Annotated in this window: 11 protein-coding genes; 4 read left to right on the forward strand and 7 right to left on the reverse strand. The window is 49.3% G+C overall.

Annotated features, from left to right (window positions below):
* Positions 1-68: 68 nt before the first annotated feature.
* Positions 69-2,447 (reverse strand): phosphoketolase family protein, encoded by a 2,379-nt coding sequence (locus tag EGT51_RS02260; RefSeq protein ID WP_135367182.1) that lies wholly within the window; start codon positions 2,445-2,447, stop codon positions 69-71.
* A 462-nt stretch (positions 2,448-2,909) separates the two neighbouring features.
* Positions 2,910-3,635 (reverse strand): GntR family transcriptional regulator, encoded by a 726-nt coding sequence (locus tag EGT51_RS02265; protein ID WP_135367183.1) that lies wholly within the window; start codon positions 3,633-3,635, stop codon positions 2,910-2,912.
* Between the two features lie 185 nt (positions 3,636-3,820).
* Between EGT51_RS02265 and ybaK the strand changes: the two genes are divergently transcribed.
* Complete coding sequence (gene ybaK / locus EGT51_RS02270; RefSeq protein ID WP_135367184.1) at positions 3,821-4,324, forward strand: Cys-tRNA(Pro) deacylase; 504 nt, start codon at positions 3,821-3,823, stop codon at positions 4,322-4,324.
* A complete protein-coding gene (locus EGT51_RS02275; RefSeq protein ID WP_225428665.1) occupies positions 4,269-5,132 on the forward strand; it encodes a hypothetical protein in 864 nt (287 codons plus the stop codon). The genes ybaK and EGT51_RS02275 overlap by 56 nt, the downstream gene beginning before the upstream one ends.
* Positions 5,133-5,268: 136 nt before the next feature.
* On the opposite strand, the gene EGT51_RS02280 is transcribed toward EGT51_RS02275, so the two are convergent.
* From EGT51_RS02280 to EGT51_RS02300, 5 genes are all read right to left on the reverse strand, one after another.
* On the reverse strand, positions 5,269-6,525 hold the full coding sequence (locus EGT51_RS02280; protein WP_135367185.1) for an oxidoreductase: 1,257 nt from the start codon (positions 6,523-6,525) through the stop codon (positions 5,269-5,271).
* 173 nt (positions 6,526-6,698) lie between these two features.
* Positions 6,699-7,103, reverse strand: coding sequence for a winged helix-turn-helix transcriptional regulator (locus EGT51_RS02285; protein WP_135367186.1), 405 nt, complete (start codon positions 7,101-7,103; stop codon positions 6,699-6,701).
* 190 nt (positions 7,104-7,293) lie between these two features.
* On the reverse strand, positions 7,294-8,697 hold the full coding sequence (locus EGT51_RS02290; protein ID WP_135367187.1) for an MFS transporter: 1,404 nt from the start codon (positions 8,695-8,697) through the stop codon (positions 7,294-7,296).
* 192 nt (positions 8,698-8,889) lie between these two features.
* A complete protein-coding gene (locus EGT51_RS02295; protein ID WP_225428666.1) occupies positions 8,890-9,549 on the reverse strand; it encodes an HD domain-containing protein in 660 nt (219 codons plus the stop codon).
* The gene (locus EGT51_RS02300) at positions 9,546-10,181 is read right to left on the reverse strand and encodes a TetR/AcrR family transcriptional regulator (RefSeq protein ID WP_135367188.1); all 636 of its coding nucleotides are present in this window, start codon (positions 10,179-10,181) and stop codon (positions 9,546-9,548) included. Before EGT51_RS02300 ends, EGT51_RS02295 begins: the two co-directional genes overlap by 4 nt.
* Before the next feature lie 177 nt (positions 10,182-10,358).
* Between EGT51_RS02300 and EGT51_RS02305 the strand changes: the two genes are divergently transcribed.
* Complete coding sequence (locus tag EGT51_RS02305) at positions 10,359-11,252, forward strand: ABC transporter ATP-binding protein (RefSeq protein WP_135367189.1); 894 nt, start codon at positions 10,359-10,361, stop codon at positions 11,250-11,252.
* Positions 11,253-11,257: 5 nt separating this feature from the next.
* Entirely contained in the window at positions 11,258-12,880 is a 1,623-nt protein-coding gene (locus EGT51_RS02310; protein ID WP_135367190.1) for an ABC transporter permease, read from the forward strand.
* Positions 12,881-13,259: the final 379 nt, after the last annotated feature.

Here is a 13,259-nt window from a genome sequence, read left to right on the forward strand (position 1 = left end):
GTGTTCAATCAGTCAATTCAGACCGGTTGAACACCTTTTAGACGTTAATTGTGTTTAGATTTTAAAGGTTACTTCAAAGGCTTCCATTGCCAGTTGTTAACTTCTGGCAAGTCAGTCCCGACTTCACGAATGTAGGCCGTGTGCTTAGCCACCATGTCGTTCATCCGTTGAATGAAGTAAGCACCCTTGACTGCGTAAGCTGGAATATCACTAACAGCTTCCTTAGCCAGATCGAAGCGATCCAATTGGTTAAGAACCCGCATGTCAAATGGCGTGGTGATGTCCCCGTTTTCACGGTAACCATGAACGTGAACGTTGTGGTTGTGACGGTCGAAGAAGAGATCCTTGATCAGGCCTTCGAAGCCGTGGAAGGCGAAGATCACTGGCTTGTCCGTCGTGAATAACCGATCGAATTCTTCGTCGGAAAGGCCACGAGGGTCCAGCTTTGGTGAACGCAACTTCAAGAGGTCAACCACGTTAATGAAGCGAATCTTCATTTCAGGGAATTCGTCATGCAATAAGGAAATTGCGGCTAAGGATTCCCAAGTTGGTTCCGTCCCAGCAGCTGCGAAGACGATATCTGGGTCTTGACCTTGGTCCGTTGAAGCCCAGTCGATGTAGCCCAACCCATTGTGAACCAGGTTAGTGGCTTCATCAATGGAGAACCATTGTGGACGTGGGTGCTTGGATGTCACGATCAAGTTGATCTTTTCGCGACTCCGGAAGGCCACGTCACCGACAGCTAACAAGGTGTTGGCATCAGCAGGCAGGTATTCACGGATGAATTCTGGCTTCTTTTCAGCCAAGTGCGTCAACATACCAGGATCTTGGTGGGTGTACCCGTTGTGGTCTTGCTGGAAGACAGTCGAGGTGTCCACGAAGTTCAAGGATGGGTAGTCATGACGCCAGTCTTGTTCAGAGGCCTTGCGTAACCACTTCATGTGTTGCGTCAACATGGAGTCAACGACCCGGCCAAATGATTCATAAGTGGCGAAGAAGCCGTGACGACCAGTCAAAACGTAACCTTCCAACCAGCCTTCAGCTTGGTGTTCGGACAATTGTGAATCGATGATCCGGCCTTCGTGAGCCATGTTTTCATCGTTTGGTTCATGAATGTCTTCCATCCATTGACGCTTGCCGTAGTCCAACGTAGCGTAGAGCCGGTTAGACTTGGTTTCATCAGGGCCAAAGCCGCGGAAGTTGTTTGGATTTAATTTCATCACGTCAGCCAGGTACTTGGACCAAACTAACATGTCTTGGGCAATCGTCTTGCCGTGTTCGGTGGTGTCGACCGCATACTTCTTGTAGTCAGGCAGCTTCAATGGTTCTGGCTTGATCCCACCATTGGTGATTGGGTTCATGGCCATCCGTTGATCACCCTTAGGCGCCATGTCACGGATTTCTTGCTTGACTGAGCCGTCTTCGTTAAAGAGTTCTTCTGGCTTGTAAGACTTCAACCAGTTGACCAGCATGTCGGCGTGTTCCATATCGCCAGCGGCAACAGGAATTGGGACTTGGTGGGCACGGAAGGAACCTTCGATTGGATTGCCATCTAAGTCTTCCTTAGGACCAGTCCAGCCCTTAGGTGAACGCACAATGATCATTGGCCATACAGGCAAGGAGTCATCGTTGTTGTCACGGGCATTCTTTTGAATAGCCTTGATTTCAGGAATGACTTCGTCCATGGTCTTGGCCATGTCTTCGTGGGCCTTCATGTGGTCGGAACCATCAGTTTCAACGAAGTGTGGATCCCAGCCCATGCCTTGGAAGTACTTAGTCAAGTCTTCGTCAGACATCCGGGAAAGAATCGTTGGGTTAGAAATCTTGAACCCATTCATGTTGATGATTGGCAAAACTGCCCCATCCTTGATTGGGTTGATGAACTTGTCTGAGAACCATGACGTTGCCAGTGGGCCCGTTTCAGATTCCCCGTCACCAATTTCTACGGCAGCGATGACGTCTGGGTTATCTAAGATTGCACCAGTCCCGTGAGACAGGCTGTAACCTAATTCCCCACCTTCGTGGATCGAACCTGGCGTTTCAGGGGCAGCGTGAGAAGCCACACCACCTGGGAAGGAGAATTGCTTGAATAAGCGCTTCAACCCAGCTTCGTCTTGCGAAATGTTTGGATAAATTTCACTGTAGCTACCATCTAGATACGAGTTAGAAACCATGACTTGGCCACCGTGACCGGAGCCTTCAATATAAAACATGTTCAGATTATACTTTAAGATTGCCCGGTTTAAGTGAGCGTAAATAAAGTTTTGAGAAACAATGGTTCCCCAGTGACCAATTGGCTTAATCTTTACATCGTCAGAGGTTAAGTCACGCTTCAATAATGGGTTGTCACGCAAAAATAATTGACCAACTGACAAGTAGTTTGCTGCACGCCAATACTTGTCAACGCCTTCCAAGTATGCCTTGGAGTCGAAGTCTGCATTTGCCATGTAAATAACACTCCTTCTTTGAATTCGTAACGACATTACCTAACTGCTAGATAACTTAGTAAAATTTACCCCGTTGTGTTGACCGGGATGCTTTTTACAAGTCCTATCATAGTCTGTTTTAAATAAAAGTCAACCTTTTTGACAATTGGACCGTATCAATTTTAGCAGTTAGCGAACCAACTTGTTAGACACACCTCCCTCCCCCGGTCACCAGTTGCGCTGTCGGCGATTTTGACCACGCCGCCGCGAAAGACGACGCGGGGCTATGCCCACTGTAGCAGGTTCACCGTCAGTAGCGCCAGCCAAGACGCCCGGCCATGTCAGCGACCGAACTTACCACTGGATGCACTGGCCCGTCTTACCGTTCGCCAACTCTGACCCGGAAATTTTACGTACAAAAAAGAGTCCAGGAAAAATTTCCCAAACTCTAATTTGCCACCAGGTGGTCGGTGCCGCTACGAACTACTCTTCATCTAAGGAGACAAAGGTGTTATAGTTCAAATATTGGTAGTGCAACCGCATGTTGGATACTTCAAATGGTGTCCCGTCATCCAGGAAGAAGATGCCTTCCATGATGCCCACCGGTTCGACGGGCTTCAAGTGCAACAACTCCTGATCCTCGGCCGTCGACGGTTGGGCCTGAATCGACATGAACGACTTGGTCACAACCTTGTCTTGGCTTTCCAGGTAATTGAAAATGGAATCCGAAACCGTCGCTTGAGACAGGTTCGGCGCGATTTTAATCGGGATGTAGCCAGTCTCAATCATAAACGGTTTGTCGTCAAACAACCGCAACCGCTTGATCTCGTAAACGAAATCGCCTTCATCCAAGAACAAATCTTGCTGAATTTCCTTGCTGGCTGGAACCACGTTAAAGTTCAACAACCGAATGCCGGGGGTGTTGCCCGCGGACTTCATACTGTCAGTAATTCCTAAATTTGAGCCCTCATATTGAAAAATTGTCTGGTTTTTCATATATAATGGGTTAATGAATGTCCCGGAACCGCGCTTCTTAAAAATCAATCCCTGATTGGCTAAAATGCTGAGGGCTCGTTTCACCGAGCTACGGCTAACACCGTAAGTTTCGCTGAGGCTCCGCTCGTCTGGTAGCCGCTTGTTGGGAAATTCATTTTGATGGATTCGCTTTTTTAAGTCCCGCATTACTTGTCGATAGACTAAATCTGCCATGATATCTCCTCATAACTCTGCAAATAAACGCCGTCACGTGTTGAGTGTTGATGCTACCCAACATCACTTCTCTGTGTTAGAGTATAACAGGTTTTACTGGCGGTGTCTTCTTTTATCGGAAAACAACCGGACCAGTTGATTTTAAAGTGCGGTCCAATTTATTATTTTTTTGAAAGGTGACGCTTATGTCCAAGAAGAAAAAAGGCAAACGCCTGCACAAAACATTGGTGGAACAGATTTTAGATAAAAACAAAATCGCCTACAAACAGTTCGAATTTGCCACCCACACCAAGGGTGACGTCGCGCAGTTGGAAGTCGACCACGCCAGCGTGGATGAACACCACATCTACAAGACGTTGGTGCTCAGTGGTCCCACCACGGGGCCGGTCGTCGGCGTTTTGCCGATTGACGAACACCTAGACGAAAAGAAACTGGCCAAGGTGTCGGGCAATAAAAAGGTGGACATGGTGCCGTTAAAGGACCTGGTCAAGACGACCGGCTACGAACACGGCGCCAATACGCCCGTCGGCATTTGGGAAAAGAACCACTTCCCGATTTATTTCGACAACACGGCGCAGGAACAAGGCGAGATTCTCGTCTCCTCTGGTCAAATTGGCCGGTCGGTAGAAGTCAATGCCACGGACCTGGCAACGCTGGTCCACGGCACCTTCACCGACCTGCTGGAGTAACCGGATGAACACCGACCTGAGCCTGATTTTTAAAAACCTGGGCATCGTGGGGTTGGACCTGCTCGTGATTCCGTTCGTGTTCGTCGCCTTGCTGACCTACCTGAATCGCGATACCAAACGGTTCTTGGCCAACGGCTTTGGCGTTAACAGCGAGTTGTATTTGGGCTTCATCGGCATTTTTTGCCACGAGCTCAGTCACTTGCTGGCGGCATTGCTGTTCGGCCACCGCATCGAGCAGGTGCGCTTGTTAAAACGGCCCCATCCCCAGCAACGCGGGCGTGACGGCCAGCCGGACCTATCGTTAGGGTACGTCAATCACACCTGGAACCAGCGCAATTGGTACCAAACGACGGGCAACCTGTTCATCGGCGTGGCTCCCATCTTTGGGTGCGCGGCGGTGCTACTGGGCTTGACGGCCGTGTTGATTCCCAGTTGGTTTCAGGGCATGTTGACGCTGATCGCCAATCCCTTTGCCCTAGACTGGGCAGGCTTTTTCGGCGCGCTGGGCGGCGATCCCCATCCCTGGGTGCGCTGGCCCATCATGATTTTGCTGTCGCTCAATCTCAGCATCGGTGGCTTTGACCTGAGCGCGGCCGACTTCGCCAATTCACGCATCGGTCTGATTGGCTTCATCACCATCGTGGTCACCCTGACGGTAGTCCTGACCCTCTTCAACGTGGCCAGTGGCTTCCTGCGTTTTCTCACGGCCGCCATCATTTTACTGGCAGTCGTGCTGGGGTACGCATTGGTGATCTCGTTGCTGACAAACTTGGTGGTGCGATTGGCTTTGCAGATTAAGGAGCATTAGGGTTGAGCCCGTGATCGTTGTGATCACGGGCTTTTTTGATTCAAAAAAGCCTAACCTTGAGTATAGTGGCTAGACTTTTAATAATGATGAAATTAATTAATCTGATTCTTATTTCTCTACTAGGTCATCAATAAAATTATTTAGTTTCACTATTATTGGGATATGTCATTTCAGTCCAACTACCAAATCCCTGGTGTAGAGATTGAATATTCTCAGCACCTGATAGGGGAATTGCAACAGTTGGACCAGAGAAGGTATCAATTAATCCTGGCGTCATGTGATTTTTCTGAGTCTGTTCAACGGACAATGAACGAATGATTTGATCTTCTCGATGGTTTAAAATCTTTTCGGCAAAATCTGGATCAATAATATTTTCCCGGCCAACAGCAACCAAGTCAGCCAAAGATAATGCTGATTCAGCCTTTTCCTTGCTATCAATCCCACCAACAATAATCTCTTTGCTACCGTTCAAGTATGGCTTGAAGAGTGTTGCAAATGGCTTGTCAGAGTCCTTGAATTTATTGTCTGCTTCACCATCAGTATCCAATAACAGAGCATCACCGGGCTTTGAATCGAAATTCAACATTGAAAGGTGGATATAATCTAAATCAAATTGCTTAGTAATTTGATCGATTAACTGTGTGGATTCATGCCAAGTATAACCCACATTCTTGCCATGAATTTCTTCCGGTGAAATTCTGTAGCCAACAATAAAATTCTTCGGCGCATACTTATTAACGGTCTCCATAACGGCCTTAACCACTGCTAATGGGAAGTTCATTCGTTTCTCAACGGACCCACCCCAGTGATCAGTACGATGGTTTGAGTAAGCGGATACAAATTGCTGAATGAGGTAATGATTAGCACCATGAATTTCAACGCCATCGAATCCTGCGTCAATGGCCCTCTTAGCAGCTTTACCAAAACCGGCAATTATTTCTTTAATTTGCTCATCTGATAATGAATGGACCTTGTAATCCAGAAAAGGAAAGTCGCTTCCATCTTCCAAACCCGTTGGTGCATAAACTTTCTTCCCTTGCATTGCACGATAGTTTGCTTCCCGACCAGTATGGGCAATCTGCATAATAGCTTTACTACCGGAACGCTTCATTGTCTTAGCAAGCTCTTTTAGCTGTGGCAAAAACTTATCATCATAAGCGGCTAATTGTTCCCGGCCCTGTTTCCAAGTTAGAGCAGGTCCACCGTTTTCTGTAACATACATATACTCGGTCATGACTAGACCACCAGATTTGGCACGGGCATGATAATAATCAATAGTATCTGCAGTAATATATCCATCTTTACCGCTATTGGTCAGCATAGGTGGAAAAACGAATCTGTTATCAACAGTTGCACCATGGCGAAAAGTGAGAGAGTCATTTAAACCAGTCATATTAGTAATCTCCTTCTTGTTTATTATTTCACTAATTATTATAAAGCGTTCTTTTGCTTATGAATAGTAGACACTTCTTTGTAAGATACTTACTCGGAAGTAAGTTGTACCAACCTTAATGGACGGTAACCGGTTACTAAAGGTTTAAAAGGGCGTTCAATGGGTTATGATTACTAATCTGATAAATTTTCTCGTGAATTCAAATCAACTAATCCTAACATGGCCTTAGAACTATATTTAAAGTGTACGGAATCATTCTGTATAGATTCTGCAAATTGTGTCATCTGAACTAATAGGGCTTTTAATCTTTTCCCTTCATCCGTTAACGAATAAACAACCTTCATTGGCATAACATCATAACTAGTTCTCTTAACCATATTGTTTTCAATCAGTTGATGAAGCTGCTCGCTTAAAACTTTTTCAGCTGGTGTAACACCGTAAAGACGCTTAAAATAATGACGAAGCTCGCCGAACCGCTTATCACCTAAACCAAGTGAGCAAATGATGGATGGCTTCCATTTACCACCCACCAAGTCAATAATATAATTACATCCTAAAAAATAATTTTGTTTCTGCATTTCAAATACGCTCCTTTTGGCTCAATTGGCTCAATACCTTAAAATAAGTTGTACGTGAAGAATTAATATAAAAAATGACAACTTGATTCCAAGTCGTGATGACCCCTTATTATCATGTAGCTTAAACACCATTACCACAAGATAATTTTAGCATGTAAAAAAACGAGGACCAACCGCCCTCGCCACAATCTTACTTATCAGTTTTTTGATAACGAAATACAATAAAGTAAAATCCAAAGTTCAAAATACTCAGTACAAAAATCAAACCGAACGCTAACTGGCTCCCCAGCGCCGTTTCGTGGGCGTAGGACATGCCACTGACCTTAACCGATGACATTAAGGCGGCCAGAATCGTCGTCCCCACGGACCCGGCAAACTGCTGACCCGTGTTGTAGATGGCATTGGCGTCGGCCCGTTGACTCATGTCGACTTCCTTGAGGCCGTTAGTCAGCGTATTACTGAAGGCCATCGACCGCCCAATACTGAAGATGATGTACATCACCGAAATCAATACGATACTGAGGTGCTGACCGAAGATGGTAAAAATCAGTGCCGAAAACAGAAATAAACTGCTTCCCAACAAGATGGGCAACCGCGCGCCATGTTCATCCAACAGGTGCCCGAACCATGGCTGAAGCACCGCGGTAATCAGACTCCCCGGCAACAGCATTAAGCCTCCGAACAGCGACGTGGCACCGACTACGATTTGCGCGTAATTGGGCAAGGCAAAGTTGATGCCGATATTACAGAACTGCAGGATGAAGTAGGCAAAAAAGCTGTAGGTGAAGACGGGATTCTTAAAGATTTCCAGCTTCAATAGTTGTTGGTCACTGTGTTTAGCCAGCCAGATGTATCCAACAACCGCCACAATGGCCAAAATCAGGCCGCCTAAGAATTGCCAGCTCAACGCCCCGGCCGTGGACACGCTGTTTAAGCCCAACGTGAAGCTAATGAAGGCCACCGCCAACAGGAGAAATTGCCCCCAGTTAAATTTGACCCGCTGGACCGGCGAGAATTGTTTGATGGCCCCGAAGCCCAGCAAGAGAATCAGTACTTCAATCGGCAAGGTGGACCAAAAAATCATCCGCCAATCCGCTAGGTAAACCATGACACCGCCAAAGGTCGGGCCACTGGCCGGCGCAATCATCAAGATCAACCCGGCCATCCCCATGTAAAAGCCCAGGCGAGACCGCGGCACGCTTTCGACGACAATGTTAAACATCAGCGGAATCGCCAACCCAGCACAACCGGCCTGGATCAGGCGGCCAATCAACAGAATGGGAAAGTTAGTTGCGAGCGCACAGATTAAATCACCTAAAATAAAGGCACTCGCGGCCGCTACGAATAACTGGCGATTCGTAAACCGTTGCTTCAAAAAGGCTGACGTGATCATCAACAGGGCCACCGTCAACAGGTACCCCGTCGTGATCCACTGCACCGTGTTCAGTGACACGTGCATCTGCGTCATCAAGGTGGGAAACGCCACGTTCATGGACGTCTCCACTAGAATTCCCAAGAAAGCCATCAGGGCAATCGCAAAAATGGCGATCAAATTGCCCCGCGGGACCTTCTCGGGTTGGACAGTCGTTTGCATTTTATTCGCTTCTCTCTAAATTAGCATTACTATCCATGATACGCATTTTTAGCGGGAAATGCACCAGCCAATTTCAATTAAAGCGATTCCAATTTTAAGGCTAGCCGGTTTAAACGGCAGCGACTGCCCCGTGGCCCACGTTTCAACTAGTGACAGACGGTGTCCCAGTTGGCGCTAAAAAACGCGGTCGGCCTAAGCCTCCGCGTTCCATTCGGCCTTGTATTCGGCCAGATAATCCAACATCACCTGTTGGCGGTGTTCCGCAATCTGTTTAGCGGCCGCCGTGTTCATCAAATCCTTTAAGGTTAAGAGTTTTTCGTAGAAATGATTGATGATGGTTTCGTGATTCAAATTCCGGTATTCGGCGTGTGTCATGGCCGTCCGGGGTTGCACGGCTGGGTCGTAGATTTTTTCGCCAAAATGCCCACCAAAATAAATCGCCCGGGCAATCCCGATGGCGCCGATGGCATCGAGGCGGTCGGCGTCTTGAACGATCTGGCCTTCCAACGGCAGTGGCTTAGCGGTGCCATCCAACGTTTTGTGGTACGACATGTTGTCCATGATCAAAAAGATGGCGGTGATTTGGGCGGTCGTAAAGCCTTGGTCGACCAAGAACTGCTTCACCTCGGCGCTGGCCGCGGCGGTGTCCGTCACCAATTTTTCGTCGATGACGTCGTGCAAGTAAGCGGCTGTCAACGTTTCTAAATGATCGGCTGCCGGATAAGACTGGCTGATGCGGTCGGCTAAGCCCACGACGCGTTGAATGTGATCGAACCCGTGGCCCGTTTCGTCATCTCCCATTTTATCCTGAGAGAACTGGCGTACTGCTGCTAAAACTGTGGTTTCTGTCACGATTTTTCCTCCTTGGTGGGTTGCGGATGGTCGCTGGTTGCCGGCACGCCCGCGAACCCGTAGAAAAATAAATGCATTAACTGATCAATGAGTCGCTGGTACTTCTCTGGCGCGATGTTGGCCGTCGTGAAATACGACACGTACATTTCCAAGTATAACAGTAATGCCTCGTCCGAAACATTGGGATTGATCATGCCCGCCGCGCGGCCCCGCGCCACCACGGCGTTCCAGAATTTCTCTTCTCCCGCCACGTAGGCTTGCTTCACCACGTCGCTACCATTTTTGCCGCCCATCTCGTCAATGACGAATTGATAGAAATCCGGATGGATCTGGTCACTGAGCTTGACCTTGTTGGCCATCATGGCCTTTACGATCTCGGGAAACGGCAGCTGGTCATCATCGATCAACTTTTGGAAACTGGCATAGCCCTGATTGATCATCTCGATGACCACCTGGTGGCCCAGCTCTAGCTTGCTATCAAAGTATTTATATAGAGTCACCTGGGACACGTCCGCCGCTTGGGCCACCGTCTTGACATGCGTCGGCTTAAAGCCCTGGGTGCTGAACAGCTTGATGGCGGCGTCCAAGATTCCCTGACGCTGTTGTTTTTTACGTTCCTGATTAGTTGCCATTGGCCCGTTTCCCTCCTCACAGATTGGACATGCTCTTTTATTTTATCATACCGCAAACGGCCGCTGGTTGGAATTTTAGTGAACTATTTTTTATGAATAGTTCACTTTTTCGTTGACTTTACCCAACCGAGGGCTTACGATGTAATCGATTTTAAAACTGTAAGGAGGGGATTGCGTATGACGAATCCTGTACTGCAAATTAATCATCTACAAAAGAAATTCGGCCACTTCCAAGCGCTCAAGGACATCACTTTTGACGTCCGGCCTGGCGAGGTTTTTGGCTTCATTGGCCCCAACGGCGCGGGGAAATCGACCACGATTCGCGTCTTACTGGGCATCATTCGGGCCACCGGGGGAACGGCCAGCATCTTTGGCCAAAATGTTTGGACCGATAGCGTAGCCATTCACCAACGCCTAGCCTACGTGCCCGGGGACGTGTATTTGTGGCCGAATCTGACCGGGGGTGAAATCATCGATCTCCTCCTCAAGATGAACGGCACCGCGCACACGGCCAAGACCGACGACTTGATCAAGAAGTTTGGCTTGGACCCCACCAAAAAGGCCCGGACCTACTCCAAGGGGAACCGCCAAAAGGTCGCGTTGATTGCTGCCTTTTCTCAGGACGCTGATTTTTACATCTTTGACGAACCAACCTCTGGCTTGGACCCGTTGAACGAACGGATCTTCCAGGATGCCGTCATGACTCTGAAGCAACAGGGTAAGGCCGTCTTGCTCTCCAGTCACATCTTGTCAGAAGTTGAGCGCATGTGTGACCGTATCGGCATTATCCGCGAGGGCCAGATCATCGAAACCGGCAGTCTGGCGGAAATGCGCCACCTGACGCGGACTATGGTCACGGTTACCTTAGGCGATGATTTTGATGTCACCACCCTGCCTGGTGTCCACGGCGTCGAGGCCGGGCACGCGCCACACGAATGGCAATTCTCCGTTGAGGCCCAACACTTAAGCACGGTCATGGCCACGCTGGCCCAACACCACGTGGCGGCCCTACAGAGCACACCACCAACGCTGGAAGATCTCTTCATGCACTACTACACGGGGAAGGAGTGATCACCATGACACGTTTTGGACGTACGGGACAGCTGGTCCGGCTGGCCTTTCGCCGCGACCGCTTCCGAATTCTCATGTGGATCGTGATTCTCGCCGCCCTCATGGCCAGTGTCGCTTGGAAATTTGAGGGCATCTACGGCACACCGAGTGAGATCAATGCTATTAAAGGGACACTGGCCAGTCCGGGCATCGTCGCCATGTTTGGGGCCTTTTCCTTCAAGGGTCAGGTCACCACGGCCGAAATTTTTGCCAACGAGATGCTCTTGTTCATGGCGCTGATTCAAGTCGTTATGAACCTGGCCTTGAGTGTCCACGCGACCCGGGCCGAAGAAGACCTGGGCATCACCGAACTGGTTCGCGCCCACGCGGTCGGGACCTTGGCTCCGCTGTCAGCGGCGGCTATCGAACTCTTGTTAGTCAACCTGTGCTTGGGCGTCCTCTACAGTGTCGGTCTCAGTGCCGCTAACATGCCGGGCGCCACGACGCAAGGCAATTGGCTGATTGGACTCGGTTTGGCTGCCACCGGCTTGTTATTTGGGATGCTGGGACTCTTGACCGCTCAGGTGGCCGACCACGCTTCTAGCGCAACGGGCATTGCCTACACGCTCTTTGGACTCAGTTATTTGGCCCGGATGATCACCGACGTGCAGCATCCCCGTCTAACGTGGTGGTCGCCACTGGGATGGGTGGAAAAGCTCGCCCCCTACAACTCACCACGGTGGTTACCCATTGGGTTGAGTTTAGTACTAGCCATCATCTTGTTGGGCCTGGCCTTTTGGGCCAATAACCACCGGGATATTGGCGCCGGCGCCATCACGACACGGCCTGGTCGTGCCCAGGCCTCGGCCTACTTGCGGGGACCAGCCACTTTGGTTTGGCGACGGCAACGGAACGTGATCATCGCCTGGATCATCGCGGTCATCATCTTCGGCGTGGCTTACGGGACGGTCTTCAACACGATTGGCGACATCTTGAAGACCAATCCCACGATGCAACAGGTCTTCGGGGCCGCCATGGTTCACGAGGCCAACCACAAGATTCTCTTGAGCTTCACCTCACTGCTGGCCATCGTCATGGCCGCGGTCGCCATCATCCCCGGCATGCAACTGATCTTAAAGCTCCACAGCGATGAGACTCGCGGCTGGCTCGAAGCGCTCTACGCTCGGCCAATCAGTCGAACCCACGTGCTCTTCAGTTACGTGGGCACCGCCTTTGTGACCAGCACGCTGGCCTTTATCGGCGGCTTGGGCGGCATCGTGGTGATGGGTGACGCCAGCCTGACGCACGTCAAAGACGGTATCAGTGCCACCGAGTTCTGGCATGGGGTGGCGGCCCAATTGCCTGAAATCTGGGTCTTCTTGGGTCTCAGCGTCCTGTTAGTGGGCTGCTGGCCCCGTCTCAAGACCATCAGCTGGTTATACTTGGCCCTAGGTTTCATCACCGTTTACATGGGGAGTCTCTTAAAACTGCCCGATTGTGTCAAAAACGTGACCCCTACCGGCTGGATGCCCCGGGTTCCGCTACATGCGTTGGATTGGACCACCTTCAGTTGGATGGTCGGCTTAGCGGTTGTCCTAGTCGTGATCGGTTGGCTGGGATACCGGCGGCGTGATTTACAGATGAGTTGAGTCTTAAATTTGCTACACGAACGAGATTGGTCCACTAGACTGGTCTCGTTTTTTTGGTGGAATCCCCAAGATCTGCCATCAGCAATTACTTCTCAACGTTCTCTAGCTTACCTGATTTTAGCTAGGTATCAAGTGTTAACTATCTATAATATTACCTATATTTTTCAATCAATTTAATTATCAAAATAACTGTCCGCACACCACCATTTTTAGTTCAACTAGTTAACCCCTAAGCGACCAACTAAATTAATTAGATATTACTCGCAATTCGGCTAAACATTAGGTATGCTATAGATACGTTGGCTCCCCCAGCCATTTAGACGTAAACAAAACCGCACCCCTCGGCTCGACCGAAGAGGTGCGGTTACGTTTATCTTAT

The sequence above is a fragment of the Levilactobacillus suantsaiihabitans genome, from assembly GCF_004745505.1.
GTDB classification, from domain to species: domain Bacteria; phylum Bacillota; class Bacilli; order Lactobacillales; family Lactobacillaceae; genus Levilactobacillus; species Levilactobacillus suantsaiihabitans.

Coding starts and splice junctions, on each gene's coding strand:
- EGT51_RS02260 (WP_135367182.1), bottom strand. CDS start 2,447: ATGGCAAATGCAGACTTCGACTCCAAGGCATACTTGGAAGGCGTTGAC.
- EGT51_RS02265 (WP_135367183.1), bottom strand. CDS start 3,635: ATGGCAGATTTAGTCTATCGACAAGTAATGCGGGACTTAAAAAAGCGA.
- ybaK (WP_135367184.1), top strand. CDS start 3,821: ATGTCCAAGAAGAAAAAAGGCAAACGCCTGCACAAAACATTGGTGGAA.
- EGT51_RS02275 (WP_225428665.1), top strand. CDS start 4,269: ATGCCACGGACCTGGCAACGCTGGTCCACGGCACCTTCACCGACCTGC.
- EGT51_RS02280 (WP_135367185.1), bottom strand. CDS start 6,525: ATGACTGGTTTAAATGACTCTCTCACTTTTCGCCATGGTGCAACTGTT.
- EGT51_RS02285 (WP_135367186.1), bottom strand. CDS start 7,103: ATGCAGAAACAAAATTATTTTTTAGGATGTAATTATATTATTGACTTG.
- EGT51_RS02290 (WP_135367187.1), bottom strand. CDS start 8,697: ATGCAAACGACTGTCCAACCCGAGAAGGTCCCGCGGGGCAATTTGATC.
- EGT51_RS02300 (WP_135367188.1), bottom strand. CDS start 10,181: ATGGCAACTAATCAGGAACGTAAAAAACAACAGCGTCAGGGAATCTTG.
- EGT51_RS02305 (WP_135367189.1), top strand. CDS start 10,359: ATGACGAATCCTGTACTGCAAATTAATCATCTACAAAAGAAATTCGGC.
- EGT51_RS02310 (WP_135367190.1), top strand. CDS start 11,258: ATGACACGTTTTGGACGTACGGGACAGCTGGTCCGGCTGGCCTTTCGC.